This window comes from Calothrix sp. NIES-2098, assembly GCF_963875125.1.
GTDB lineage: Bacteria > Cyanobacteriota > Cyanobacteriia > Cyanobacteriales > Nostocaceae > Aulosira.
In genome coordinates this window covers 4183734-4208749 of record NZ_CAWNKJ010000001.1, presented here as the reverse complement: position 1 = coordinate 4208749, position 25016 = coordinate 4183734, and the positions used below count along the sequence as shown (strand labels likewise).

Sequence of the window (25016 nt, the reverse complement as noted above, 5' to 3'; positions counted from 1 at the left end):
ATATCTGCTTGCCGAGTTTATGGTAAAAATCTGAACTCGTCTCTCAAAATATTTTCAGCCTCAGCAATGGTTTTAACTTTACGAGATGTGAGTTTTTGACTAATATCTTCCTCAACCTTAAATCCATTTTTTTCCCTATGATAAAGAAGTGTCACGGGGAAAGGTGGAGGCGAATTTAAGGGGACACTGCGAGTTGTAGGGAAATTCATCGTTGTGTAGTTACCGATGAGAAGAATACCATCTTCATCAGGCCCATCAAAATCAAGTTCGAGAAAAGATACAGCTTTTAGTCCTAAGAAGTTCCAAATTTGCACATTTTTTGATTCCGGAAAAGTATAGATTACTCGATTATTCTTCACCAAATATAAAGATAGTTTAGCTTTTTTGGAACCCTTGAGGAATTCTTGAACTGGCACAAATATACAGGAACCAAAATCTGGTAAATTCACGCGGAAGGCGTGTTTAACAAGTATGTTACGCCGAGGTAGTGCTTGCCTAATTTGACCTATTTCGTCAGGTGTAATTTTAGTAGGACGGAGTTGTTTTGTTTGCGATTCAACAATAGGATTTTTAGGGAATTCCGCAGCAATACTAGTAATTGCTAATAAGGTGGTCAGGGATGTAAGACTGATAGCAAATGCACAATTCTTAGCCCATTTAAGCTTCCAGATTTGATAATTTATCATTAATATTTAGTGGTTATTTTAAAATATTGCGTATACAAAATCAAAAAATATAAGTCAATTTTAGTACAACTGAGTTACTGAATTTAGACTAATTTAACCTAAAACTATAGAGTTTACTAGTCTTTTGTGATACAAATTTACAGTCTGCTAGAGATTGCAGAAAATAGAGAAAAGATATTGAAGAAGTAGTAATGTTAGATTTTTAGTTACCTACTTGCAGAATAATATTTTGATAGCGATCGTTATACAAGTTATAAATACTACACAAGAATATAGATTATTTAAAAATGTAAACTTATTTACTTCTTCATAAGATTCTCACATTCCTCTTGTATTCTTATTCACAATACACAACTTTAAGTAGTGGAGGAACAAGAATAAAGATGAAAAATCAGATAAAGAGCTGCTATTCATCTTTACTGTCTGAATTTCCGAAAATTTATCCAGATTTACCAAGTTAATTGTGAATGAGAGGTAAAATATGGCTTATTTTCTCCTTCTGCCAACGAATGAAAATGGAGTCATCCTAGACTCTAATATCAAGAGAGAGGTTGATACACTAACTCAACAACCCTTTAATTTTAATAACTTCTTTATCTACTCGCATGGTTGGTGGACTAACTCAATTAACACAATGTCCCAATACAACCTATTCTCAGTAGAATTGGGCAAGGTCTTGCTCAATCACTGCCAAACTTTAAATAAGCAAGTCATAAATGGACTCGGAATTGGAATTCATTGGCCTTCTATGCTCAGTGAAGATAGTAACAACATTGAAAACTATCTACAAGCTCTTTCTTTCTACACAATGGAACGACGAGCTGATGCTATAGGAGCAAATGCTGGATATGCGGTTATGCGGTTGCTGATCGAGAGTTTGCAAGCGATTCCTTCTAAGATTCCTTTGAACATTAATTTAATTGGTCATAGCTTTGGCTGTAAGGTTATTTGTTCGGCCTTAGAAGCTTTAGCTAAACAACCTTTAATTACTTCTCTGCGCAGCAAGATAAATTTTAATGTTATTTTGATGCAAGCAGCTTTTGATAATAATGGATTGGAGCCAAAGCAAAGTTATGGAAATATCTTTACAGAGTTTCCAAATATTAGATTGTTAATTACAACATCTAAGGAAGATAAAGCATTGCAAAATGCTTATCCGATAGCGCATAAACTGGTCAACCTTTTTGACAACAGACCTGCATTAGGAGCAGCAGGCCCAACGGATATTGTGAAGGCAAAATTTGCTAACTCATTGGCTACACTTCAAGTAGATGTGGGATTTTCCGCAAATAACGTTCCCAGCAAACAGATGATTGTCGCCGATCTTTCACTGTTACACCAACATGACAAATTTGTTGCAGATGCATTTGCTGGACACCATGCTGATATTTTTCAGTCAGAAATCTATCAACTTATTTGTGGGTTTTTATTCCCAAATGGCTAGTTAGAGATACTTGTGCAATATTGCACAGCATCTTAGCTCGAATTTATTGATGAAAATAGAATTCAGAAGTCAAAATTCAATTCTAAATTCTGTCTGACTTGTAGATGAATTGTAGGAGTTTAAGACCTCCACTAAAAATGTAGTACTCTATCCACCCGGAAGGCTATGCCTACAATTAACACGCAATTAATTCTGACTGCTGAATTCTGGTTTCTTCAATGAGCTTACTTACTGGAAATTCCGATGCTATCGCCCGGCTTTGAAGGCCATCTAATAGTTAAAACAGTACAATCAGATTCAGCAACCCAGGTATGGGGAATACCTGCACGCCAGAGAACATAATCACCTGGACGAGATAAGACAATTTCTCTATCTTCAAATTGCAAACGGAATTGGCCGTTAATCAGAATGGAAATAGTAGCTGCTTGATTATTTATCGCCCACTGAGTTCTACTGTCGCCAGCTTTATGAACGCCCCATTTAACTTCTAGTGCTTCTGTGGAACGCGGATCTGCAACAGGGGTGATAAAGTGTCCGAGAAACCATCCCCAGCGATTAGCACCCTCGTCTTCAGCATTACCAAAAATCACTTTGTCAGTTGTCATTTGTCGCCAGTCTCCGGAACCAAAATTTGTCCGGTGTAACCTGCTTGATTGTAAGCTTCTAAGGCGTGATTTGCGATCGCTCTTCCTTTGCCTGCTGCTACTAAAGCTACGCAAGCACCACCAAAACCAGCACCAGTCAGCCTTGCGCCAAACACTCCTGCTGTTTTTTGCAAAATCTCTACTAATATATCCAGCGCGGGAACGGAAACTTCGTAATCATCGCGCAAGCTAGCGTGAGATGCGTTCATCAACTCGCCAAAGCGTTCGGATGATACACCTCGCACAGCCTCTAAAACCCGGTTATCTTCTGTAACTACATGACGAGCGCGACGGCGTAAGGGTTCTGGTAAGTCTTCTACAATCCTAGCATCAGTAATATCTCGGAGAGCTTTTACTTCCAGCGATCGCGCTGCGGCTTCGCACTCACTTCGCCTTTGGTTATATCCGCTACTTGCTAGAGTGCGAGGCACACCGCTATCTATGACTACAATCTCAGCCCCACTAGGAAAAGGTAGCACGCGGCGTTCTAGAGTACGAGTATCTAAAAACAACATATGCTCAGTATCAGCCAAGCTAGAAGCCATTTGATCCATGATGCCGCATTGCACCCCAGCATAATGAATTTCCGCTTTTTGTGCCAATTGGGCAATTTCTACATCATTTATCGGGAGGTTAAGAAGTTGGCGTACTGCTCTAAGAGTGCTAACTTCTAAAGCCGCACTGCTCGATAAACCCGAACCCATCGGTACTGAAGATGTAACATACACATTCAGCGATGAGATTGTGTATCCTGCTTGTTCTAAAACGTGAATACACCCAAAAATATAACTCGCAAATCCAGATGGCGTATGGTTGCTGTCTAAAATATCGACTTGCTCATCTAAATTTTCTGAGTAAAAGTGATGGTGTCCATCAGTACTCAGACCTAACTGTACTGTTGTTGATTGTGGAATAGCTGTTGGCAAAACGAAGCCATCATTATAATCTGTATGTTCGCCTAGAAGGTTTACCCTTCCAGGCGCGCTGGCTTCAGTTTCAGGTGGTTTATCAAAAATTTTTTGGAAGTTCATAATTGTTTTGTGATAGCAAAATTAGCCAAGAATAAACCTCTATCGAGAGGTTGAATCAAAGAAATATAGATTTTGGAAAAATGACCTTTATAGATAGATAAAAACTTGCACTTCTGCTAATTACCCAGTAATCGAGCAAATTCACTTTTGAGCAGCCGATAACACTCACAAGATATAGCTTCTAAACCTTTTCTATTGAGAATAGTAATGTTACCGCGGTTATAGCTAATAATTCCCTGCTCGCTGAGAATTCCAGCCGCCACTGTCACACCAGAGCGACGTACACCCAGCATCAAAGAAATATATTCCTGAGTAAGGGGCAGTTTGTTTGATTGTATCCGGTCAGAAACCGTGAGCAGCCAGCGCGCAAGCCTTGCTTCTAGGGTATGTAGGCGATTGCACACAGCCGCTTGGGCTGCTTGAGCGTACAGAGCATGTACATAGGATAGCAGTAGCTTTTGAAGATTTCTACCACATGCAAACTCGCTTTTTAGTATATCTGCATTCATCTGCATAGCATTACCTGCAATTTGGACAACAGCACTTGTAGTCGTTGTATTGCTTCCCAAAATTACAGGGACACCTACTATACCTTCGTTACCTACACAACCAACTTCTACGGTAGACCCATTTCCTGTACTGATAATTAAAGAAACTAGTGAATTGTTAGGAAAATAAACCCGTGTTATTGGTTCTTCTGCCTCGTAAAGAATCTGTCCTGATGAAAGCGAAACGAACTTCAAATAAGGAACGAGACGTTGATATTCACAGGCAGGAAGAGCCGTAAGTAGTCGATTCTCTCTCACGATAGTAGGAGTTGTATTAACTAACATCGAATTCACCTGGCTGTAATTATGGCTATTGACAAAACTTCCTAAAATATGATTTGGACATTACCAAGTTAACCTAGCAAAAGGCGATCGCTTCTGTTGAAGAAATGTGACATAAGGCGGTATTTTTCAACTCTCCAATGTAATTAATTATTGCTTTTTTCGATAACAACTGTCGGCGGGGCGGCGGTTTACCGCCGCCCCGCCGCCATATTTTGAAAAACGTAATTTGTTAAAGATTATTAATTGCTGACACTTTTTTCATGAATATGAGACTGGTAAAAACAAAATCCTAATATTGACGTTTCAATACCTCCTGATAAATTATTTTTTATTCTCTATTGAGATTCTGTTAGCCTAGAGATGCAATAAGCTGTGTATTGAGTACATCTATTGCCCTAAGTGTGGCATAGTCTGTCTATTTGTATTAATCTTAAAGTGAAACGGTGACATTGGCTGCATTAAAAAAGATTTTTAACAAGCTTTGGCAAGGTTTCATTATTCCAGACTCGACATTTTGCGAGAAGTATTGCAGACTGGAGAGATGTCTACCTCTGCTAACCAAATCATGGTTTCATAGCTAACTTTACCCATTTCTGGTTCTGCTCCCATAGGCATTTGCACTAGGTAAAGCCAGTTACTTGGTTCAAGTCGGTAGTTTTTGATAATGCCTTCTCCACCCATAAACTCTACCGTTTGACCTTCATAAAACTTGGGTTTTTCCACAATACTTGTAGTCATGGTATTGAAAATTATTTGATTGATATCAGCCTAGAACACCAATTTCCTAACAAAAAAATCCTTTGTTGTTAAAGATAAGGCTGTAATTTTTGCTCAACTAGGAGAAAATTTTTATCTCCCAAGTTTCTAATAATGAATCAGTGTTCTAACTAGTTTTATAATTAATAACTAATTAACTGAACTCTACCAAGAGTTTCAAAATAATATCTGTCACTGGTTTTAACACCAATTTCGGATTTTTATATCTAGAGTTGTAATTTTACATAAAAGACTATTTATTATTAGATATTTATATGCAGGAAACCGTACAGATTATTACTGGTGAGTTCGTCTATATTGATAAACGATAATCAGAAATAGTAAAAAAGGAGTGCAATTACTTGCATTCCTTTTGATTAGGAGCTAATGTCTGAGTCTAGGTGCTATTAAAGTAAACCAGTTTTTTTGCAGGTTTCAATTATTGTATATTTGATTTAAGTTATCAATATTCAAGCTAAAGATAGATATACCTATAAATTCTAATTTATTTTTTATGTGATATTTCCTACAATAAATTGTTACTTTGGAAAATACTAAAGTTCACAAATTACTTAAATTTTTTCAATAAAATTATATATCGGTTCTCATTCAAAGACGGTACAACATTATATTGCCAGGTGTAGGTCACGGCAGTGCCGTGCCCCTACGAGTGTACTGATTAGATGGTGTCTTATATTTAGTTAGCTTCTAACAATGTTAAGCTCGATTGTAGCCAAGCTTACCTAGCGCGATCGCTTGTGTTTTTGATTTTATTCCCAATTACTTAGAAGTCATATCTCAGGATAGAAAACTTACAAGACATAAAAAATTAATCTGAGAAATAACCTATTAAAAGAGGAAAAAGATATGACATCAAAAACTCCTCCTCCCGACAATCGGCAAGAAGAAGGTAAATACGATCCCGAAGATAACCCTGGAACGCAAACGACAGTACCAACTACCGAAGAAGGTGATACTCCTCTTGATGAGAGATATCGGATGACTGGCCAAGAATCAGGTACTGATGCTCGTCAGGGTTCCGATCCTGAAGCGGCTGGAGGTACTGTTACAACACCTGGTCTTCCCAATCAAGGAACTGAGTCTCGTTAACAAAATTTAGGAAATTCAATAGGGTCAAATCTACCCATTGGATTAGCTGAAATGACAATTAAGGCGAAATTCTACTTCTAAAAGTAGTGGGAAAATCATAGTTCTTATACAGACCTCCTGATAATGCGAACCGATCGGTGAGGTCTATTAACTTTTCTAAATATCATAACAAATTTTATTACCTCTCTAGCGTGACGATCTAACAACTGAGGTAGAGAATAATTAACTATTTTGAATTGATATTTTTAGGAAATTAGTGATGGGATTGCAAGCAGTACTTTTAGATATCGATGGAACGCTGGTTTTAAGCAATGATGCTCATGCTCAATCTTGGGTAGATACATTTAAAGAATTTGGCTATGATGTTTCGTTTGAGCAAGTACGGCCATTAATTGGGATGGGTGGCGATCAACTGATACCGAAAGTAGTACCAGGACTGACGGATGAAGAAGGCGATGGAAAAGCGATCGCGCAACGACGCAAAAAAATATTTCTGAATAACTACGCACCAAAACTCTCACCAGCCAATGCTTCCAGGGAATTAATCCAACATATGCAGCAGCTGGGATTGCGGCTAATTGTCGCTAGTTCCGCTTCAAATGAAGAATTGGAGACGCTGCTCAAAGCTGCTCAGGTTGACGACTTACTCCAAGAAACCACAACATCAAGCGATGCGGAAGCTTCTAAACCCGCACCCGATATTGTGGAAGCAGCACTGAGCAAGCTCAAGATGGAAGCAAACCAAGTTTTGATGCTGGGCGATACGCCTTACGATATTAAATCTGCGGGTGAGGCGGGAGTCGGTTTAATTGCAATGCGCTGTGGCGGCTTTGACGATTCGAGTTTGGCGGGAGCTAAAGCTATATACAACGATCCTGCTGATTTATTAGCACATTACAGCGATTCGCCATTGAGCAAAAATCCGTAACGAAGATAATAGATATTACGCATCTATTTTGGCAAGAATCGATGGAAGACTTAAAACAAACAATTATTAGTTATTCCAGCAGAGACTTAGAACAGCGTAAAAATTGGTATTCTCCCGCAGCCGAGGCCTATAACAAAGTTAGGCCTCGCTATCCTCAAGATTTAATTAACCAAGTTGTAGAGATTGCGCAATTATCCTCTAACTCAAAAATTCTAGAGGTGGGATGCGGCCCTGCAACTGCAACAACAGCCTTTGCTAAATTGGGTTGTTCTATGATTTGTTTAGAACCAAATCCAGATTTTTTCCAGTTAGCTCAACAAAATTGTCAACATTATTCTCATGTTCAAATTCAAAATACATCTTTTGAAGAATGGGTATTAGATGCTCTGGAATTTGATGCTGTCTTAGCAGCAAGTTCTTTTCATTGGATATCACCGGAATTAGGCTATCCAAAAGCAGGCAACGCTCTCAAAGATGGAGGTTATCTAATTTTATTATGGAATAAAGAACTGCAACCAAGCTATCAAGTATATCAACGATTAGCTGAAATCTATCAATTGTACGCTCCATCACTTAATAAGTATGAAGACAGAGCGACTCAAGAAGAAATTTTAAGAGGTTTAGGAAGCTTTGCTATTGATTCGGGAAAATTTAAAAACTTAAGATATGGGCAAATTATCTCGGAAGTAAGCTATACAGTAGACGAGTATTTAATGTTGTTAAATACTTACTCGGCTTACCTGAAATTAGTACCAGAAATTAAAGATGCTCTATTTGCAGCCTTGAAACAATGCATAGAAGATGAATTTCAAGGTATTCTTCAGCTTTCATATATTTCTGCTTTTCATATTGCACAAAAGATTTAGTTTATTAGACTTATTTCCCTAATTACTTTAGATTACCGACTTCTTCAAAAAGCCGGAGATCTGAGCAAGAACTCATTTTTGGTTGGGTGCATCCTAGTTTTTATTGCTTTATCAGATAATAATTGTCTTTGCGAGGAGGAACGACGAAGCAATCCCAAAGACTCGCTTTTCGTTGAAGATTTTGCGATTGCTTCGCTCGCAATGACAGGTGAAAAAGTGTGATGCTCATTTTTTGCTTTTCATTTTTGCTTTGCTGGAAAAATGAGAAATTTAGTTTAAAAATTTAGATTAAGCTGTATTCTTCTCTATATTAAATCAAGGTGTTTAGCTCGTTGTAAATTACAAATAATTTTGAAATATATCCTATGAATAAATATATTCTGGCTTTTGACCAAGGCACTACTAGCTCTCGCGCCATTGTATTTAACCGCAACGCCGAGATACTGGCTGTTGCTCAGAAGGAGTTTCCACAAATTTTTCCCCAGCAGGCTTGGGTGGAACATGATGCTGAAGAAATTTGGTCTTCTCAAGTTGGGGTTGCTAATGAAGCTTTAGCGCGTATTGGTATCCGCGCTAGCGATATTGCTGCCATTGGCATTACCAATCAACGGGAAACTACAATAGTTTGGGATCGCCAAACAGGTAAGCCGATTCATCATGCGATCGTTTGGCAAGATCGCCGTACTGCTGCTGATTGCGATGAACTCAAAATAGCTGGCTATGAAGCAACATTCCAGCAGAAAACGGGACTGGTAATAGATGCATACTTTAGCGGGACGAAACTTAAGTGGTTACTCGATAATGTACCTGATGCTCGTAAAAAAGCCGATCGCGGAGAACTAGCATTTGGAACTGTCGATAGCTGGTTAATTTGGAAGCTGACTCAAGGCGAATTGCATATTACAGACGCAACTAATGCTAGCCGCACTCTGCTATTCAATATTCATACCCTGGATTGGGACGATGAATTATTGTCGATTCTGAATATTCCCCGTTCTCTTCTCCCTCAAGTCCGGAGTTCATCTGAGGTATATGGGCATACATCTGAGGGACTTTTTGGCAGCCGCATTCCGATTGCGGGAATTGCCGGAGACCAGCAAGCAGCAACTTTTGGGCAGGCATCGTTACAATCTGGTATGGCAAAAAATACTTACGGCACTGGTTGCTTTATGCTGCTGAATACAGGTAATCAGCCCATACTATCCCAGCACAAGCTGCTAACCACGATCGCCTGGCGCATCAATGAACGTATAGATTATGCTTTGGAAGGTAGCGTTTTTATTGCTGGGGCTGTTGTGCAATGGCTGCGCGATGGGCTGGGAATTATTAAGCACAGCGCCGATGTGGAAGCCTTGGCTACTAGCGTTCCTGATAATGGTGGTGTATATTTTGTACCTGCATTCGTCGGCTTGGGCGCACCTTATTGGGATAGTTACGCACGCGGTACGATCGCAGGCTTAACTCGCGGTTCAACTAGCGCCCATATCGCCCGTGCAGCTTTGGAAAGCATTGCCTATCAAACGGCTGATGTACTGGAAGCGATGCGTCAAGACTCCCATCTCGATCTTTCAGAACTGCGGGTAGATGGCGGTGCGTCCCGCAATGATTTATTGATGCAATTCCAAGCTGATATTTTGGGCGTACCCGTTGTTCGTCCCAAAATCACCGAAACTACCGCTTTAGGTGCAGCTTATTTGGCAGGGCTAGCGGTTAGTTACTGGGACGAAGCGGAAATTGTACAGCAATGGCAACTAGAGAAACGGTTTGAGCCGAAAATTAGCGCTGACTACCGGGAGAAATTACTAGATTCATGGCATCGCGCGATCGCACAGGCGCGACAAAAGTAATTCAACCTACGCAGCTAACACTTAATTTTACTGTCGCGACTTTCTTTATAACAATCGCGACTTTTTTTACAACCACTGCAACTTTGCGTACAACACTTGCGACTTTTGTTGTGACTGTTGCAACCTCGCATTACAACACCTGTGGATTTTTGTGACAATTGCAACTTTGCGCACGACGCTTGCGACTTTGGTTGTGACAGTTGCGACCTCGGATTACAACACTTGTGACTTTTGTTGTGACAATTGCGACTTTTTTTATAACATTGGAGAGAATATACCGTGAAAATACTGCTAACTCGTCAGAATTTAATTGCTCAACTTCGCCAATCCGATGAGTGGGATTTTATTATTATTGGTGGTGGTGCAACGGGTTTGGGTACAGCAATCGAAGCAGCAACTCGCGGCTACCGAACGCTACTTTTAGAGAAATATGACTTTGCCAAAGCTACTTCCAGCCGTTCAACTAAGCTAGTGCATGGGGGAGTGCGGTATCTGGCGCAAGGAAATATCGCACTAGTAAAGGAAGCGTTACACGAACGGGGGCTACTGCGCCGCAATGCGCCTCATTTAGTACGCGATTTAAAATTTGTCGTACCGGGATATACTTGGTGGTCTCAACTTTTTTACGGTACGGGTTTAAAGATTTACGATTTACTTTCTGGTCGTTTGAGTTTAGGCCATAGTCGCTTTCTTAACGAACAAGATACGCGATCGCATATCCCCACGCTCAAAACTAAGGGACTTAGGGGAGGAGTTATTTACCATGATGGGCAATTTGATGATGCACGCCTTGCCATTACTTTGCTGCAAACTTTGCTAGATTACAACGGTGTAGCGTTGAATTACTTGCCAGTCATAGATTTGCTCAAACAAGGCGAACGAGTGCAGGGCGTGCGTGCTTGCGATGCCGAAACCGGAGAAACTTTTGAGCTAAAAAGCAAAGTTGTAGTCAATGCTACCGGGGTATTTGTCGATGACGTGCGGCGCATGGACGATCCGCAAGTATCAACAATGCTATCTCCCAGCCAGGGTGCGCACATTGTCGTTGACAAGCATTTTTTACCAAATGACAGCGCTATGATGATTCCCAAAACAGCCGATGGGCGAGTATTATTTGCTCTTCCTTGGCATGACAAGGTAGTAATTGGTACTACTGATACCCCAGTTGAAAATACTGAATACGAACCCCGTCCCCTTCAGCAGGAAATTGACTTTATTTTACACACCGCAGCTCAATATCTCACACCTGCTCCCACTCCCAAAGATGTATTAAGTGTATTTGTCGGACAGCGCCCGTTAGTAAAAGCAGAAAAAACCCAGTCAACCGCCGCCCTTTCCCGCGAACACGTAATTTCTGTTTCTGCTTCGGGATTGCTAACAATTACTGGCGGTAAATGGACAACTTATCGCAAAATGGGCGAAGACGTAGTTAACCGTGCCATCTCCCTAGCCAATCTTTCACCTCATCCCTCAATTACCGCTAACTTGCATTTACACGGCTGGACTCAAACTCCCGCAGCAGCCCCCCTCGATGTTTATGGTAGCGATGCAGCCACTATCCAAGAATTACCTGGTGCTGATACACTATTGCATCCTCGCCTACCTTACTTAGAGGCAGAAGTGCGCTGGGCTACTCGCTACGAACTAGCACGCACAGTAGAGGATATACTAGCACGAAGAACGCGATCGCTCTTACTCGATGCGATCGCCAGCATAGAAGCAGCCCCGCGCGTAGCAGAAATTTTGGCTGAAGAACTAGAAAGAGACACTATTTGGCAGCAACAGCAAATTGCCGCTTATCATTCTCTAGCTGAGGGATACTTGCTGAAATAGGCTGGGATAAATTTGTTTTTAATTGCACAAAAATAGCTAAAAAGCCTGTATTTTCTCTGTCAGTAAAAGCTATTACTCTTACCAAGAAATAATTTGCAAAATTGAATTACATTTCCTGCAATGTATTTAATAAATACAGTAGATAAATTTTGTTATCCGGCAAAATCACTGTAAATATAAATACTATTTTATTACCGTATTTCTACTCTATTAATTATCTAAACTATTTTTTTTGAAAAAACTTGAAAAAAACAGATATAAGAACTTGCCAACTCAAAAAAAAAGAGTAATTATGGACACGCACACAAACCTCCACTCAAAATCTCACAATGAGGTAACAAAAATGATTTCTAATTTTAGTGATATTTTCCAAGTAGTGCTAATTGCTTGTATTGCCAGTGCCATGTTATCTGGCGGAATTTGCTTGACACTGCCCAGAGCTAAAAAACTGGGCTACAATTAGTTCCCTACTATTAAGATTGGCTATTGATTAATCGAAGAGTTCGGTTGAATTTCTCCAAAAATGACCTAATCTTTTGAATTGTGTTCGCTAATATGCTGTTGTTCTCTTAGCTGTCGCTACGACTAATTGTAACACTTCAGTAAAAGCACTGTTACGACAGCCTTATTTGCTAATTAGACTAGTGTTGTACGCGGGATGAAAATTGAATAACTGAATGAAGATAAGCATTGAGCTATTTTCATGTGGTTAGTTATTTCTAACATGGTGTACTAGTGTTTACGAGTCTTTTTAAGTATTCATCTCGGTTGCAAGAATGTCTCTTGCAACCAATTTTTTTTAACAACCTATTGAGTTAGTAGTAGGATGGGCATTGCCAGCCCTACATAATACTTATGATGAAATCATAATTAATGCACTGAACCGCTAGAGATTTGGTGTAAATCCTGACATAATTAGCTCTAAATATCCAGATTTATTACTGTCCTACTCATTTGCTGCTCAAAAAGCTAGCCTGGAAGTGGCGATTATCCACTTGCAAAATCCATCATGTTGCCTAAACCCAAGAAATATTGGACACCTTCACACTGGGCTAGCTGGAAACCCTTTGGTATTGGCGAACAGTACCCAAATAATTACTGGGAAGTATTTCGGGCAATTTGGTTGTCTCGCAAGCAATTACCTTATGCATGGAATATTTTGAATAAAGGTGTCTGCGATGGCTGTGCTTTGGGAACTACCGGCATGAAAGATTGGACGCTGGATGGTATTCATCTCTGCAATGTGAGGCTGCGGCTTTTACAAATGAATACTATGCCAGCTTTCGACCCTGCGCTGCTAACGGATATTTCCTCATTGCAAACGCAAAAAAGCTCTCAATTACGCGATTTGGGACGGCTTCCCTACCCAATGATCCGCCAACGAGGAGAAAAGGGTTTTCAGCGTGTGAGTTGGGATCGTGCCCTAGAAGTTATTGCTAGCCGTATTCGTGCTACCATACCCAACCGCCTCAGCTTTTACATTACCAGTCGCGGCACTGTGAACGAAACTTACTACGCCACCCAGAAAGCCGTGCGGGCAATGGGAAGTAACAATATTGATAATGCTGCCCGTATTTGTCATTCTCCCAGCACCGCAGGTTTGAAATCTACTCTGGGTGCGGGGGCTACCACCTGTTCTTATAAAGACTGGATTGGTACTGATTTATTAGTTTTTATCGGCTCGAATGTGGCTAACAATCAGCCTGTCACTGTTAAATACCTCCACTATGCCAAAAAAGCTGGTACAAAAATTGTAGTCATTAACACTTACCGTGAACCAGGAATGGAACGCTACTGGGTTCCTTCAATTGTCGAAAGTGCTTTATTTGGCACCAAGTTTGCCGAAGATTTTTTTCTGGTCAGCTTGGGCGGAGACATGGCATTTTTGAACGGTACAATTAAGCACATGATTTCTAATGACTGGGTAGATCGGTCGTTTATTGATAGATATACAAGCGGTTTTGAAGAACTCAAAGCAGAATTAGCAACTCAATCTTGGGAAGAATTAGAAAAACTTTCTGGAACTACTCGCGAAGAAATGTATGCTTTTGCCAAAATGGTTGCAGAAGCTAACAAAGCTGTCTTTGTCTGGAGTATGGGGATCACCCAGCATGAATGCGGTGAAGATAATGTCCGTAGCATCATTAACTTAGCACTTACCAAAGGTTTCGTCGGTCGAGAAGGCTGCGGTTTAATGCCAATTCGCGGACACTCTGGGGTGCAAGGTGGTGCAGAAATGGGATGTTACGCTACGGTGTTTCCTGGTGGTAAAGCTATTACTCCCGAAAATGCAGATCGATTAAGTCAGGTGTGGGATTTTGAAGTACCTGCAACTCCAGGTTTAATTGCGCCAGAAATGATTCATGCAGCGCATCAAGGAGAGTTAGATGTGTTATTTTCTGTTGGCGGTAATTTTCTAGAAGTTCTACCAGAACCGGATTATGTCGAAGGTGCTTTAAAGCAGATACCATTGCGGGTACACATGGATATTGTGCTTTCTAGCCAAATGTTAGTAGAACCAGCAGATACAGTAGTGCTTTTACCTGCGACAACTCGCTATGAAATCCCAGGAGGAGTATCAGAAACTAGCACCGAACGCCGAGTAATTTTTAGCCCCGAAATTCCCGGGCCGCGCATTGGCGAAGCGCGTCCAGAGTGGCAAGTATTTATGGAATTGGCAAGGCGAGTCAAACCAGATTTAAAAGAGAAGTTGCATTTTGAAAATACAGCCGCTATCCGTCAAGAAATTGCCCAAATTGTTCCCCAATATGCAGGAATTCAACACTTACAACAACAAGGAGATCAGTTTCAGTATGGTGGTTCCCATCTATGTTTTGGCTGGAATTTCTCTACACCAGATGGCAAAGCCCACTTTACACCATTAACTCCACCTCACAAAGAATTACCAGCAGGTAGTTTCTTTGTCGCCACCCGCCGAGGTAAGCAATTTAATAGTATGGTGCAAGAACGCAAAGATGCAATTACTGGGGCATTACGAGAAGCAGTGTTAATGAATGCCTCTGATGCTGCAAAATTAGGATTAAAAGATGGCGATCGCGTAATTCTCAAAAATGATTTAGGCGAGTTACAAGGAGAAGTTTATCTAGCGCCAATTCAACCTGGAAACCTACAAGTACATTGGCCGGAAGGAAACGTACTTTTAGATAAAAGCAAGCGTTCTCTAGAAGGAGTACCCGATTATAATGCGATCGCGCGTTTGGAAAAAATTTGAATTCACTAACCAATGATAAATGAAAAAGGACAAGCAACTATGTCCGTAGCCAAAGATTTACCCACCCCAGAAGGTGTTATATTTCCAGACAGTGATTTATATAAATATAGTGACGAACCGCCTTTGGAAACCTATCTACATTTACAGCAAATGTTGCTGTTATTAAAATGCTTGGAGTGGTGGTGGCGAGACCAGCAACATTTCAATGATTTTTTTGCGGCTGGCAATATTACTATTTATTACAGTCAACGTCAGCGCAAGTCAGAAGATTTTCGCGGCCCGGATTTTTTTGTCGTACTCAACACACAAAATCAAACTCGTGATAGTTGGGTTGTCTGGGAAGAAGACGGTAAATATCCCAACTTAATTATCGAATTACTTTCCCCAACAACCGCATCAGTTGACAAAGGCTTAAAAAAACAAATTTATCAAGATATCTTTCGCACTCCCGAATACTTCTGGTTTGACCCCAAGAATTTAGAATTTGCTGGGTTTATTTTATTAGGTGGAACTTATCAACCTATAGAACCTAATCCTCAAGGTTTATTATGGAGTCAACAGCTAAGTTTATATTTAGGCGTGTATGAAAGTAAATTGCGCTATTTTACTGCTGAAGGACAGCTAATTCCCACACCAGAAGAATTTGCTCAACAACAACAGCAATACGCCGAACAAGAAAAACAACGCGCCGAACAACAACAGCAAAAAGCTGAACGCCTAGCCGCCAAATTGCGAGAATTAGGTATCGATCCAGAGAATTTATAACAGTGGTATGAAAGTGAAAGCAAAACACACTAAATCTTAATAATGACTAAGCCTTTGGGAAGCAAGACAAAATCTACTGTTTGGGTGGTAGAAAATGGGAAAATGCGTACCCGCCTCGATAGTGTCACCACTGAAGAACCTTTAGAAATTCGGCTAGTTTCTCAAAATCGGACTATAGCTGTCACCATGCGAACACCAGGAGCAGATTTTGAATTAGCTGCTGGTTTTCTTTACAGTGAAGGAGTTATTAATTCTAAAAAAGATATTCAACGCATGAGTTATTGCGTAGATGAATCTTTAGATAGCGAACAGCGTTACAACATAGTAAATGTTGAACTCCGGGAAGAGTTGATTCCAGATTTACAGCCATTAGAGCGGCACTTCTATACTAATAGTGCTTGTGGAGTTTGTGGTAAAGCTAATATTGAGGCTTTGCATTTGCAAGGTTGTGCGGTAATTCCCCAAGGGTTTGTAGTTAAACCTGAGATTATCTACAGCCTACCAGAACAACTAAGGGCGGCTCAAAGTATCTTCACGACTACCGGAGGTTTGCACGCTGCGGCGGTGTTTGATGCTCAAGGGAAACTATTAAATTTGCAAGAAGATATTGGCCGTCATAATGCTTTAGATAAATTGATTGGTTCGGCTTTACTTAGTGATGAATTGCCTTTAAACAATCGTATTGTGATGGTTAGCGGACGCTCTAGTTTTGAAATTTTGCAAAAATCCACTGTTGCGGGTGTACCTATAGTTTGTTCTGTTTCTGCTCCTAGCAGTTTAGCTGTTTCTGTCGCTCAAGAATTTGGGATTACTTTAATTGGATTTTTGCGAGGAGAACGTTTCAATGTTTACAGTGGTTGGGAAAGAATAAATGCTGCTTGAAAATCCTCAATATTAAAAACTGTAGGGGCACGGCATCAACAAGATTTTGGTGTATACAGTAATATTATTGGTGCCGTGCCCCTAGATCTATTGCTGAAGTGAATTTAGGACTTCTTTATAGCATACAACCCAAAAATAAAGTGCCATATTCAGTCCACTCAACAACTTAGGTACTCCTTCTAAAAGGCTAGGCGCTCCACTACCACTCAAGTGTAGTGAATCTATTGTAATAGCAATAAATAATAAGATTAAGCTAGCTACAATGATAATGTATGGTGTAGATTTTAATTGGCTTTTAAAAGCTAATCCGTAGACAAGGGCAATAGTAGCGTAAATAAAAATAGTTAATAATTTGGGAATACCAAATTGGAGAGCAATAATATGAAGTCTATAAATCTCGTTGATTAAAAAACCTGCTGTCAATAAGCCAGAAAAAAGAATAAATTTATTATTTTTACCACCAGGTTTAATCTTTTTTAGTAAAGCAAAACTAAAAGCACAAACTAACGGAGCCACACAACATAATAATTGAAAAGTATGTGTTAATAAACCAGCGCTAGGATACTCTGGACTCGGAGGTGGTGAGAATAATCCTCCTGCTGATACTTCAAATAGTTTAGTAGAAAATATGAGAACAATGATTAGTAATAAACCTAAGCTATTGAACCAAAAAATAGTTTTGTAAATAGACATATAACAATTTGATGTGAGTTATAGGAGTGTCATTTGTCATTTCATTTGTCATTTGTCATTGGTCATTTGTCAAGAATCAAGGATCAACAGTTATTATTTATTTCTCCCCACACTCCCCACACTCCCCATACTTCCCACACTCCCCACACTCCCTGCGCCTACTCGCACTTGGAAGAATCAGGCATAATGGCATCTTCGAGAATTGCTCCGTTAAGGTTTGCTCCCGTGAGATTAGTGCCTCTAAGGTTAGCGCCTCTAAGATTTGCCCCAGCTAGATTTGCACCTTTAAGGTTAGACCATGCTAAGTTTGCACCTCGCAAATCAGCTTCACTTAGGTTGGCGCGAAACAGATATGTACCACTCAGGTGAGCTTTACTGAGATTAGCTTTATATAACTCAGCTTTGTAAAGATAAGCTCCAATCAATTCTGCTTCGTGCAAATTGGCTTCGCTGAGATCGGCTGCAATTAAGTTAGCTTTAATGAGGTTGGCAAAACAAAGGTTAGCTCGAATTAGCTTGGCTCGATCTAAATCAGCATCTCTTAAGTCAGCGTAACTAAAGTCAGCGCCAATGAGATTTGCATCTGCGATCGCAGCTCCTCGAAGATTTGCCGCACTCAAATCACAGCCAATCAAGTTAGCATGGCTGAGATCTGCCTGTTTCAGGTTAGCAGCGCTCAAGTTCGCAACACTAAAGTTAGCTGCACTCAGGTTAGCTTCAATCAGTTTGGCATAGTGAAGGTTAGCACTACTCAGGTCAGCACTACTAAAATTTACTCGCACGAGTAAAGCGTAACTTAAATCTGCCCTAGTTAAATTTGCTCCTTGGAGGTTTGCACCTCTAAGGTTATCTCCAGAGAAGTTTGCGGTACTGAGATCTGGTTCAATCTGGGGATTTTGATTTCTCCACTCAATCCATTGGACTGCACCAGCTTTCAATAAAGCTAGATGCTCTAGATTCGCCATTGTTTCTCCTTTACTCCTGACGTCCACTCTGGGGATTTGTACGACCTGTCACACTTTCAATTGCTGTTAATGCTCCGGCTGCACCTGCAAGAATATCTCGTTCTTGTCCGCCTAAATATAGCCGTCCAAAGCTACCTACAGCTTGCACCTCAAGTATATTAATTGAGGCAGCTTTTTCCGCTTCGTTGGCAGCTAGTGCAGCATAAGCAGCAGGCTCAACTTCTAACACATAAAGAGTTTGCCCTGCTAATAATAGCTGTCCCCGGCGGGTGCGATTAATTAGCTGTGTCTGGTAAGCATCAATATTGCGGATAATTTGGCTAGAAACCACCCGCGGTTTGATACATTCCTCTCTTCTCACGCCAAGCGCCGCTAAAATCGCTTGACCAGCTGATCGCGTTTCTCCTTGGGAGCTAGAATGAACTTCTAATAAACCATAAAGTCGTTCAACTACCTGTACTCCGGGACGCACAGAGGCTGCTTTCAAGGCGATATCTGTAATTTTATTGATTTCAATCCCTGGAGAAATTTCAATCCACAGTGATGTATCCCCAGGTAAAGGTAAGAAACCTTGAGCTACGGTTCCCATATATGCTGCGTGTTGAGGTTGCAGGTTGTCGAGAAATACGAAACTGCGTAGTTCTATTCCCAAGGTATCGCTCTCCAATCATGGGGGTAAACGTTATGTGTTGCAATATATGAGTGTAACCCTAAACTTGTTACGCAGGAATGCAAAATGCTTAAGGTAGGGATAAAGTGCGTTCGCCTATGCCTAGAGAATTTAACCCACAGGTGATAGTAAATGACCGCTTGCCAAGTGTAACTTGAATCCCCAGACATGAACGAATTAGAAGAAAAAGTCGAATATCAAAGGCACATACTCGTTACCCGCCTAAGACAGTTTGCTGAGGATATTAATAAAGAGGCTGACTTAATAGAGCAAGGCAAAAATCCTAAATCCACGGGTATAGACTTGTTATCAAATGCCACCCCCTTAAATGCGCTTGCTGGACATCTTGCATCTCTACAAACTGAGCTAAAGTGAATCCCCAATTGGTTTGTAGAGTTGGCGCTCTATGCGGTCAAGCCTGTAAAGCATAAGTTCAATTTGGCTTTGGAGTTTTGCACGTTCTTTAGTCGCTTCAATAGCTTCATTGCGAATGTCATGGGCGCACTTTACAAGAAAGGACAAAGCAGCAAGGATTAATCCGGCTGCTGTCATGAGAAGACTAAGCATTAAGCACCCCCTAGAGCGTCAACTTTGTTCTCAATTCTGGGTAAATCAACATTTTTAATTTCATTAATCAAATCTTCTGTGGTGTCGCTTTCTGGGCCAACGTACTGCCAAATAATTACAGAAATTTGGCGAAACCACTTAGGCGGCTCAATCTCTACAGAATAGGTAGCAGTAAGCTTTGGCAGAATCAGCAGGGTTAAACGGTTGAGGTAAAGCCTGTGTTTCTGTACCCCGTCCGCATCAGGCAACCCGCCGACTGTTAGACCTAAACTAATTTTTTGAGAAAGTAATCCGCCAAAATGCCAGGTATCTTTGGCATTGGCGGATGTGATAGATAGTGCAATGATGTGCGATTCAATTAAAACTGGGACTGTAATCGGCGGGATAGGCGCGAACAAGTAACCCGCACCTATCGATTGAGCATTTACTGAAGTCGAGTAAAGCTCTTGCCAATTAGCAGAGTTACCCAGCTGCAAAACTGGGTTGCCCATAATTAGTAGAAAGTAGCTTTGCGGCGACCAGAGATTTGTTCGATTGTGCCTTTAGTAACGCCAGCTAACTTGTAAGTTTTATCTTCAAGCTTACCTGTTGCTTCAGTGCCAAAAAGACCTGCTAGTTTAACTCGACAAATTAACAAATGGCTGGATTTACGCTTGCCACCTGAATCTTTGTAACGAATGCCAATCCGCCAAATAACACCAGTGCGTAGAAGTTCTTTGACTGGCATGACTTCTTCAGTTCCGGTTGGATCTGCTACTTTTTCAATGCCTGTTTGGTCTTTAATGCCTTCATAGGCATCGCTGGTTTTAATGTAATAAAACTCAGTACCAGAAATAACTACTTTATGTAAAACAGGAAGTGCCATAACTGAATTAACCTAACCTCTCGCGACGTTGAACACCAGTAGTACGAACATCAACCCCGCCGACTTTCTTAGGCAGCAATCCACCCATTGCAGAGGCAAACTTAGCAGAAACACAAAGCACGTTTTTGTATTTCTTATTTTCTAATCTGCAACGAATTCTGACTAAATCGCCGGATTGAATCCACTGATTTACATTGACCTTACCAGCGTAATCAGTGTTATCTGGAGATGGTGCTTTAGCAATGCCGACTACGGTGCCAATATCGCCGTAGATATCAGGTAAGATTGCGGCATATTTCTTACCATCAACTGTAATTACATGGGGAACTCTAGCCATTGTTGAAGTGATTTGATAGGGAAAACCTCTAGTTCAAGCTAGCCTGTTTTACGAAGGCTTTTCGACGATCGGCCTTAAGCCCTAGCAAAGTTAAACGTTTTACGGGGATAATCGGTTAGAAGCGTTTTATCCACTGAGGTTGTTTTCCGGCTGTTCCTTCGGGATAGTATTGAACTTCTACGAGTTTTACATTAATTTCTAGAAGCGCTTGACCCTTTCTTTGTCCAACCTTTTGGAACGAACTTGTTAAAAAGGATGAATTGATTAACGGCTTAATAGCATCAAGCATTGTTTCAGCTTCAGATAAAGAATAAGCATTTACAAAGACTTTGCTATTGTCTTTTAAAGTTAATATTCCTTCCCAGCTTCCTTTTTTGTAATTGGGCAATGGCGCACTAGAAGGCTGTTCTGTATTCGCTGGATGAGGTACAGTAATTTGGTATGGTACGCGCCCCAAAGTCTCATCATCATTGACTTGTTTAAACACATAAATCATCTGGGGGATGTGACCGCCCGGACTTAATTCGTATCTTTCAGGTAATGCAACTAACGCAACTGCTTCATTGTTTCTATTTCTACAAAGCTGCTCGTTACTTTTGGCTAATTCTTGGAAATGTTGGAGAGTTTTAGCTACTTCATTTCCGGTTTTAGTCGCAATTACTGTGATAGTTTGGCTAGATGTTGATGGAGTATACTTACCATCATCAGCTAAGTTACAACTAACAATAGGAATGGTGACGGTTTGCCAATTAATAGAATCGTTAGGCGGATTATTAGTTGGGTCGCGGAGCAACCTTCTAATGATGCTTTCTAGCTGTACTGCTAACTGTGCGGCTGCTTGTCTAACGCTAGCAGCAATAGTTGCAGCAGCAGTTTCTACAACTACTGTAAACACGGGAACTAATGCACCTATAGCAGCAGCTACAGCCGCAGTTATTCCACCAAGAGCAGCTAAAATAATTCCTCTTGTAAAGTTATGCGCTCCATCTACAATGTTTTTAATTTTGTCGTAGTCAACAGATAATTTTAGTGATTTAAGTAAACCTTCTAAATATTCTGATAATTCAACTATGCGTCCAATTATTCTGTTAGTTCTATTAATTATTAACGTTCTAGTTGTTTCATGAGATGAAAGAATAAAGTCTCCAAGTCTGTTGATGCCAGAATCAACAATTTTGGCTATCCGGTCATAATCAACGGTTAATTTCAAGTTTTTAACTAACTTCTCTAAATTAGCAAAACCTGCTTCTAATTTAGGTGAGAGAATGTTAACTATGACTTCTCTGGTACTTTGATGTGCTGAATTTATATGGTTATTGATTATTTCTCTAGTTGAACGATGGGAGGAAATAATTAAGTCTCCAAGCCCGTTGACAGCATTGCTAACAATTCCTGCAATACGGTCATAATCAATAGATACAGATAGATTTAAATTTTTAATTAACTTCTCTAAATTGGCAAAGCCTGCATCTAATACCATTTCACTAAAAAAATGATAAAGATAATTAAGGAAGAAATATGAGCAGAAGTTTATGGCAGGAGTCACCAAAGTAAAAATAAAGGAGTCAGCCGAGGAATTACATGAGCTGCTAAGAAAACAAAAAACAGCATTAGGTAAAGAACGGATTCAAGCGTTGTATTTACTGAAGATAAAGCAGGTAAAGACAATACAAGATTTAGCAGTGGTATTGGGCAGAGGAAGCGCGACGGTACAAAGGTGGTTAAAAGTTTATGCAGAGTCAGGAATCACTAGTCTCGTATCAAGAAAAAAAGGTTCAGGGCGACCACCAATTATTAACACAGATGTTCGAGAGCAGCTTTCAAAGGAACTGGAAGACCCCCAGGGATTTAAAAGTTATGAAGAAATCCGAACATGGTTAAAAGCGGTAGAGGGTGTAGAAGCTTCATACAAAGTAGTACATGATACAGTGCGTTATCAAATGAAAGCGAAGCTAAAGGTGCCGCGTGCAGTAGGCATTAAACACCAACCAGAAGCGGAAGAAGAGTTTAAAAAAAACTCCCACAATACCTAGACGTAATTCAGAAATATGTCATATCACCAATAGATAGACAAAGAAAAATTAGGTATTGGTGTGAGGATGAAAGCCGCGTAGGACTGAAAACAGAAGCAGGAAGATTAATTACTACAAAAGGTACTAAGCCTATTGGCATCATGCAATGGAAGCGAGAAAATTTTTATTTATATGGATTGGTAGAACCATTAACTGGTGAGAATTTTATTTGGGAATTCTCTCATTTAAATGCAGCTTGTTTTCAGATTTTTCTAGAAAAATTCTCGGCTAATTATGCCCAAGATATACATATTATTCAGTTAGACAATGGTGCTTTTCATTTTAGTCAACATCTTCAGATACCAGAAAATATAATTTTGTTATTTCAACCCCCACATACACCGCAAGTTAATCCAATTGAGCGATTGTGGGAGGAAGTTAAAAGATATTTGGCGTGGGAAAGTTTTGGAGCGTTGGATGAATTAAGACAATTTATCTGGAAGCGTTTGGAGAAATTAAACACATCAACCATTGCTTCTATTACAGGTTGGGACTTTATTCTTGATGCTTTATTTGAATCAAATTTTTCGTGAATTGGTATAACTTAGGGGAGAGAATGTTTACTATGACTTCTCTGGTACTTTGATGTGCTGAATTTATATGGTTGTTGATTATTTCTCTGGTTGAGCGATGAGAGGAAATAATTAAGTCTCCAAGTCCATTGATAGCAGTGTTAATAATTTGCGTTATCCGGTCATAGTCAACGCTTAACCTCAAGTTTCTAATTAAACTCTCCAAATTAGCAAAACCCGCTTCTAATTTAGGTGAGAGAATATTTACTATAACTTCTCTTGTTGATTGATGAGCGTCAGAAATTAGACTACGGGTTGTTTGATGGGCAGAATTAACAATTGAGAATATGCGGTCATAATCAATAGATTTAGAGTCACCACTACCAAATAAACTTCTAATTAATTGTAAAATAATGTCTCTAAGTGCATTGGTTGAAGTTCTAATTGTTGAGAAGCCCTCAGATATTACTGAATTCAAAAGAGATAATGCACCAAGAATTCTAGAAACTATGCGTTCTTCAGAAGGTATCTTGCTTTCAATTCTGACTAAATCTGATTTGATACCCACAATTTGACCCTTGAGCTTTTTTAAACCGTTAATTATGTGCTGCCCTTCTGGTGTGGCCATTAGCTTAAATCGCTGTTTAGTTGATGCATTAATCCTTGAATTTCTGAATACTCCTGATTTTCAATGCAGACCATACCGGGAGGGCAGTAATTAGCATCAGCACACACTTTACCGTCGCCACAATTCCCGTTAGCTGAACATTGAGATTCACAAGCAGACAGCGAACTAAATACGCCAGGAGTGCCGTAAGTTGAAGCTGATACGCAACTGCCATTGAGACAGTCGTATTTTGGATCGGTGCAGCAGCCAGGACAGAAACTACAGCTTACTTCTTCGACCGTACCGGAGAGTTCGGAAGCGTTGGCAGAATTAAAACCCAGGTCAGGGGAAACAAAGTAACCGCCACCACAGCCCCCGCCAGTGGGAACATAAGTGATGCTCTCGCTGCAAAAGTAACCGGAACCTGATGCACCAGCACAGTTAACGTAGGTGATGTAATAACACTTTTTCGTCATTAGACTTGATCGGGGTCAAATGTAGGTGTGCTGTAGCTGCCGTAAAAATTGAGAGTGTAACCAAATTGGGTTTTTGGATCGCCGTTGCGAGTAGTTGGGGCAAATATGTTCAGCGTTCCATCAGCCATGACAGCTGCATCAGTATTGGTAGATAACCACCCGTGACCGTTTTTAGTAATTGCGGCGAAAGCTTCTAGTGCTGTTGGTTCGGTCGCATCTAAGCCTGACTCAGCCAAGGCAGCAATGGGAATTTCTAGCTTGTTAGTTGATGTGTTAAAAGTTGCACCCGTTCCAAAAAGATTTGCATAAGTTGGCTGAGTCATAAACCTGATTAATTGAAGAGTAATAAATCAGTTTTATGAGGAAGTATTTTGTGTGTAAATATTCCACTTTTA

At 40.3% G+C, this 25016-nt stretch carries 28 protein-coding genes; 12 read left to right on the top strand and 16 right to left on the bottom strand.

What is annotated here, in order from left to right; translation table 11 throughout:
• Nucleotides 1-17 precede the first annotated feature (17 nt).
• Nucleotides 18-686 carry a hypothetical protein gene (locus AACU33_RS17610; RefSeq protein ID WP_096589899.1) on the bottom strand — a complete coding sequence of 223 codons (669 nt, stop codon included), beginning with the start codon at nucleotides 684-686 and terminating at the stop codon, nucleotides 18-20.
• Nucleotides 687-1167: 481 nt separating this feature from the next.
• Here AACU33_RS17610 and AACU33_RS17605 point away from each other — a divergent pair, with 481 nt between their 5' ends.
• Nucleotides 1168-2130 (top strand): alpha/beta hydrolase, encoded by a 963-nt coding sequence (locus AACU33_RS17605; protein ID WP_096589898.1) that lies wholly within the window; start codon nucleotides 1168-1170, stop codon nucleotides 2128-2130.
• Between the two features lie 224 nt (nucleotides 2131-2354).
• Here the strand turns inward: AACU33_RS17605 and AACU33_RS17600 are convergent, their stop codons facing one another.
• From AACU33_RS17600 to AACU33_RS17585, 4 genes are all read right to left on the bottom strand, one after another.
• Complete coding sequence (locus tag AACU33_RS17600; RefSeq protein ID WP_096589897.1) at nucleotides 2355-2735, bottom strand: signal peptidase I; 381 nt, start codon at nucleotides 2733-2735, stop codon at nucleotides 2355-2357.
• Entirely contained in the window at nucleotides 2732-3805 is a 1074-nt protein-coding gene (galK, locus tag AACU33_RS17595) for a galactokinase (protein ID WP_096589896.1), read from the bottom strand. The genes AACU33_RS17600 and galK overlap by 4 nt, the downstream gene beginning before the upstream one ends.
• 116 nt (nucleotides 3806-3921) lie before the next feature.
• Nucleotides 3922-4638 (bottom strand): Crp/Fnr family transcriptional regulator, encoded by a 717-nt coding sequence (locus tag AACU33_RS17590; protein WP_096589895.1) that lies wholly within the window; start codon nucleotides 4636-4638, stop codon nucleotides 3922-3924.
• Nucleotides 4639-5133: 495 nt separating this feature from the next.
• Nucleotides 5134-5376, bottom strand: coding sequence for a hypothetical protein (locus tag AACU33_RS17585; RefSeq protein ID WP_096589894.1), 243 nt, complete (start codon nucleotides 5374-5376; stop codon nucleotides 5134-5136).
• An 885-nt stretch (nucleotides 5377-6261) separates the two neighbouring features.
• On the opposite strand from AACU33_RS17585, the gene AACU33_RS17580 reads away from it, so the two are divergent.
• The 8 genes from AACU33_RS17580 to fdhD all read left to right on the top strand — a co-directional run bounded on the left by AACU33_RS17580 (nucleotide 6262) and on the right by fdhD (nucleotide 16857).
• On the top strand, nucleotides 6262-6504 hold the full coding sequence (locus AACU33_RS17580) for a hypothetical protein (protein ID WP_096589893.1): 243 nt from the start codon (nucleotides 6262-6264) through the stop codon (nucleotides 6502-6504).
• Between the two features lie 259 nt (nucleotides 6505-6763).
• Complete coding sequence (locus tag AACU33_RS17575; protein WP_096589892.1) at nucleotides 6764-7432, top strand: HAD family hydrolase; 669 nt, start codon at nucleotides 6764-6766, stop codon at nucleotides 7430-7432.
• Nucleotides 7433-7473: 41 nt separating this feature from the next.
• Nucleotides 7474-8298, top strand: coding sequence for a class I SAM-dependent methyltransferase (locus AACU33_RS17570; RefSeq protein ID WP_096589891.1), 825 nt, complete (start codon nucleotides 7474-7476; stop codon nucleotides 8296-8298).
• A 365-nt stretch (nucleotides 8299-8663) separates the two neighbouring features.
• Nucleotides 8664-10145 (top strand): glycerol kinase GlpK, encoded by a 1482-nt coding sequence (gene glpK / locus AACU33_RS17565; RefSeq protein ID WP_096589890.1) that lies wholly within the window; start codon nucleotides 8664-8666, stop codon nucleotides 10143-10145.
• A gap of 279 nt (nucleotides 10146-10424) precedes the next feature.
• Entirely contained in the window at nucleotides 10425-11978 is a 1554-nt protein-coding gene (locus AACU33_RS17560) for a glycerol-3-phosphate dehydrogenase/oxidase (protein WP_339376108.1), read from the top strand.
• Between the two features lie 1009 nt (nucleotides 11979-12987).
• Entirely contained in the window at nucleotides 12988-15210 is a 2223-nt protein-coding gene (locus AACU33_RS17555; protein WP_096589889.1) for an FdhF/YdeP family oxidoreductase, read from the top strand.
• Nucleotides 15211-15249: 39 nt separating this feature from the next.
• Entirely contained in the window at nucleotides 15250-15975 is a 726-nt protein-coding gene (locus AACU33_RS17550; protein ID WP_096595286.1) for a Uma2 family endonuclease, read from the top strand.
• Between the two features lie 42 nt (nucleotides 15976-16017).
• Nucleotides 16018-16857 carry a formate dehydrogenase accessory sulfurtransferase FdhD gene (gene fdhD / locus AACU33_RS17545; protein WP_096589888.1) on the top strand — a complete coding sequence of 280 codons (840 nt, stop codon included), beginning with the start codon at nucleotides 16018-16020 and terminating at the stop codon, nucleotides 16855-16857.
• A gap of 87 nt (nucleotides 16858-16944) precedes the next feature.
• On the opposite strand, the gene AACU33_RS17540 is transcribed toward fdhD, so the two are convergent.
• The 3 genes from AACU33_RS17540 to AACU33_RS17530 form a co-directional block, all read right to left on the bottom strand.
• The gene (locus tag AACU33_RS17540; RefSeq protein ID WP_096589887.1) at nucleotides 16945-17550 is read right to left on the bottom strand and encodes a hypothetical protein; all 606 of its coding nucleotides are present in this window, start codon (nucleotides 17548-17550) and stop codon (nucleotides 16945-16947) included.
• A 158-nt stretch (nucleotides 17551-17708) separates the two neighbouring features.
• Nucleotides 17709-18515: a pentapeptide repeat-containing protein gene (locus tag AACU33_RS17535; protein ID WP_096589886.1), complete on the bottom strand. Its 807-nt coding sequence runs from the start codon at nucleotides 18513-18515 to the stop codon at nucleotides 17709-17711.
• 10 nt (nucleotides 18516-18525) lie between these two features.
• Nucleotides 18526-19167 carry a hypothetical protein gene (locus AACU33_RS17530; protein WP_086686786.1) on the bottom strand — a complete coding sequence of 214 codons (642 nt, stop codon included), beginning with the start codon at nucleotides 19165-19167 and terminating at the stop codon, nucleotides 18526-18528.
• A 186-nt stretch (nucleotides 19168-19353) separates the two neighbouring features.
• On the opposite strand from AACU33_RS17530, the gene AACU33_RS17525 reads away from it, so the two are divergent.
• Entirely contained in the window at nucleotides 19354-19560 is a 207-nt protein-coding gene (locus AACU33_RS17525; RefSeq protein ID WP_096589885.1) for a hypothetical protein, read from the top strand.
• Here the strand turns inward: AACU33_RS17525 and AACU33_RS17520 are convergent.
• The 5 genes from AACU33_RS17520 to AACU33_RS17500 form a co-directional block, all read right to left on the bottom strand.
• Nucleotides 19552-19752 carry a hypothetical protein gene (locus tag AACU33_RS17520; protein WP_096589884.1) on the bottom strand — a complete coding sequence of 67 codons (201 nt, stop codon included), beginning with the start codon at nucleotides 19750-19752 and terminating at the stop codon, nucleotides 19552-19554. The genes AACU33_RS17525 and AACU33_RS17520 overlap by 9 nt on opposite strands.
• Nucleotides 19752-20243, bottom strand: a complete 492-nt coding sequence (locus AACU33_RS17515) for a hypothetical protein (RefSeq protein WP_096589883.1) — start codon at nucleotides 20241-20243, stop codon at nucleotides 19752-19754. The genes AACU33_RS17520 and AACU33_RS17515 overlap by 1 nt, the downstream gene beginning before the upstream one ends.
• 2 nt (nucleotides 20244-20245) lie before the next feature.
• Complete coding sequence (locus AACU33_RS17510) at nucleotides 20246-20617, bottom strand: hypothetical protein (RefSeq protein WP_096589882.1); 372 nt, start codon at nucleotides 20615-20617, stop codon at nucleotides 20246-20248.
• 7 nt (nucleotides 20618-20624) lie between these two features.
• The gene (locus AACU33_RS17505; RefSeq protein ID WP_096589881.1) at nucleotides 20625-20954 is read right to left on the bottom strand and encodes a hypothetical protein; all 330 of its coding nucleotides are present in this window, start codon (nucleotides 20952-20954) and stop codon (nucleotides 20625-20627) included.
• Nucleotides 20955-21069: 115 nt separating this feature from the next.
• A complete protein-coding gene (locus AACU33_RS17500; protein ID WP_096589880.1) occupies nucleotides 21070-22434 on the bottom strand; it encodes a hypothetical protein in 1365 nt (454 codons plus the stop codon).
• A 52-nt stretch (nucleotides 22435-22486) separates the two neighbouring features.
• Between AACU33_RS17500 and AACU33_RS17495 the strand changes: the two genes are divergently transcribed.
• Nucleotides 22487-22987 carry a helix-turn-helix domain-containing protein gene (locus AACU33_RS17495; RefSeq protein ID WP_096588144.1) on the top strand — a complete coding sequence of 167 codons (501 nt, stop codon included), beginning with the start codon at nucleotides 22487-22489 and terminating at the stop codon, nucleotides 22985-22987.
• Nucleotides 22988-22992: 5 nt separating this feature from the next.
• Nucleotides 22993-23559 (top strand): IS630 family transposase, encoded by a 567-nt coding sequence (locus tag AACU33_RS17490; RefSeq protein ID WP_096588143.1) that lies wholly within the window; start codon nucleotides 22993-22995, stop codon nucleotides 23557-23559.
• Here the strand turns inward: AACU33_RS17490 and AACU33_RS17485 are convergent.
• From AACU33_RS17485 to AACU33_RS17475, 3 genes are read right to left on the bottom strand one after another with little or no spacing between them, the layout of a single operon-like run.
• Nucleotides 23522-24166 (bottom strand): hypothetical protein, encoded by a 645-nt coding sequence (locus AACU33_RS17485; protein WP_096589879.1) that lies wholly within the window; start codon nucleotides 24164-24166, stop codon nucleotides 23522-23524. The two genes, AACU33_RS17490 and AACU33_RS17485, sit on opposite strands and share 38 nt — an antisense overlap.
• Nucleotides 24166-24621 (bottom strand): hypothetical protein, encoded by a 456-nt coding sequence (locus AACU33_RS17480; protein WP_096589878.1) that lies wholly within the window; start codon nucleotides 24619-24621, stop codon nucleotides 24166-24168. The genes AACU33_RS17485 and AACU33_RS17480 overlap by 1 nt, the downstream gene beginning before the upstream one ends.
• The gene (locus AACU33_RS17475) at nucleotides 24621-24944 is read right to left on the bottom strand and encodes a hypothetical protein (RefSeq protein ID WP_096589877.1); all 324 of its coding nucleotides are present in this window, start codon (nucleotides 24942-24944) and stop codon (nucleotides 24621-24623) included. Before AACU33_RS17475 ends, AACU33_RS17480 begins: the two co-directional genes overlap by 1 nt.
• Nucleotides 24945-25016: the final 72 nt, after the last annotated feature.

What these genes read in the sequence shown, in the direction of transcription:
- AACU33_RS17610 (WP_096589899.1), bottom strand. Translation starts at nt 686, where the DNA reads ATGATAAATTATCAAATCTGGAAGCTTAAATGGGCTAAGAATTGTGCA.
- AACU33_RS17605 (WP_096589898.1), top strand. Translation starts at nt 1,168, where the DNA reads ATGGCTTATTTTCTCCTTCTGCCAACGAATGAAAATGGAGTCATCCTA.
- AACU33_RS17600 (WP_096589897.1), bottom strand. Translation starts at nt 2,735, where the DNA reads ATGACAACTGACAAAGTGATTTTTGGTAATGCTGAAGACGAGGGTGCT.
- galK (WP_096589896.1), bottom strand. Translation starts at nt 3,805, where the DNA reads ATGAACTTCCAAAAAATTTTTGATAAACCACCTGAAACTGAAGCCAGC.
- AACU33_RS17590 (WP_096589895.1), bottom strand. Translation starts at nt 4,638, where the DNA reads ATGTTAGTTAATACAACTCCTACTATCGTGAGAGAGAATCGACTACTT.
- AACU33_RS17585 (WP_096589894.1), bottom strand. Translation starts at nt 5,376, where the DNA reads ATGACTACAAGTATTGTGGAAAAACCCAAGTTTTATGAAGGTCAAACG.
- AACU33_RS17580 (WP_096589893.1), top strand. Translation starts at nt 6,262, where the DNA reads ATGACATCAAAAACTCCTCCTCCCGACAATCGGCAAGAAGAAGGTAAA.
- AACU33_RS17575 (WP_096589892.1), top strand. Translation starts at nt 6,764, where the DNA reads ATGGGATTGCAAGCAGTACTTTTAGATATCGATGGAACGCTGGTTTTA.
- AACU33_RS17570 (WP_096589891.1), top strand. Translation starts at nt 7,474, where the DNA reads ATGGAAGACTTAAAACAAACAATTATTAGTTATTCCAGCAGAGACTTA.
- glpK (WP_096589890.1), top strand. Translation starts at nt 8,664, where the DNA reads ATGAATAAATATATTCTGGCTTTTGACCAAGGCACTACTAGCTCTCGC.
- AACU33_RS17555 (WP_096589889.1), top strand. Translation starts at nt 12,988, where the DNA reads ATGTTGCCTAAACCCAAGAAATATTGGACACCTTCACACTGGGCTAGC.
- AACU33_RS17550 (WP_096595286.1), top strand. Translation starts at nt 15,250, where the DNA reads ATGTCCGTAGCCAAAGATTTACCCACCCCAGAAGGTGTTATATTTCCA.
- fdhD (WP_096589888.1), top strand. Translation starts at nt 16,018, where the DNA reads ATGACTAAGCCTTTGGGAAGCAAGACAAAATCTACTGTTTGGGTGGTA.
- AACU33_RS17540 (WP_096589887.1), bottom strand. Translation starts at nt 17,550, where the DNA reads ATGTCTATTTACAAAACTATTTTTTGGTTCAATAGCTTAGGTTTATTA.
- AACU33_RS17535 (WP_096589886.1), bottom strand. Translation starts at nt 18,515, where the DNA reads ATGGCGAATCTAGAGCATCTAGCTTTATTGAAAGCTGGTGCAGTCCAA.
- AACU33_RS17525 (WP_096589885.1), top strand. Translation starts at nt 19,354, where the DNA reads ATGAACGAATTAGAAGAAAAAGTCGAATATCAAAGGCACATACTCGTT.
- AACU33_RS17520 (WP_096589884.1), bottom strand. Translation starts at nt 19,752, where the DNA reads ATGCTTAGTCTTCTCATGACAGCAGCCGGATTAATCCTTGCTGCTTTG.
- AACU33_RS17515 (WP_096589883.1), bottom strand. Translation starts at nt 20,243, where the DNA reads ATGGGCAACCCAGTTTTGCAGCTGGGTAACTCTGCTAATTGGCAAGAG.
- AACU33_RS17510 (WP_096589882.1), bottom strand. Translation starts at nt 20,617, where the DNA reads ATGGCACTTCCTGTTTTACATAAAGTAGTTATTTCTGGTACTGAGTTT.
- AACU33_RS17505 (WP_096589881.1), bottom strand. Translation starts at nt 20,954, where the DNA reads ATGGCTAGAGTTCCCCATGTAATTACAGTTGATGGTAAGAAATATGCC.
- AACU33_RS17500 (WP_096589880.1), bottom strand. Translation starts at nt 22,434, where the DNA reads ATGGTATTAGATGCAGGCTTTGCCAATTTAGAGAAGTTAATTAAAAAT.
- AACU33_RS17495 (WP_096588144.1), top strand. Translation starts at nt 22,487, where the DNA reads ATGGCAGGAGTCACCAAAGTAAAAATAAAGGAGTCAGCCGAGGAATTA.
- AACU33_RS17485 (WP_096589879.1), bottom strand. Translation starts at nt 24,166, where the DNA reads ATGGCCACACCAGAAGGGCAGCACATAATTAACGGTTTAAAAAAGCTC.
- AACU33_RS17480 (WP_096589878.1), bottom strand. Translation starts at nt 24,621, where the DNA reads ATGACGAAAAAGTGTTATTACATCACCTACGTTAACTGTGCTGGTGCA.
- AACU33_RS17475 (WP_096589877.1), bottom strand. Translation starts at nt 24,944, where the DNA reads ATGACTCAGCCAACTTATGCAAATCTTTTTGGAACGGGTGCAACTTTT.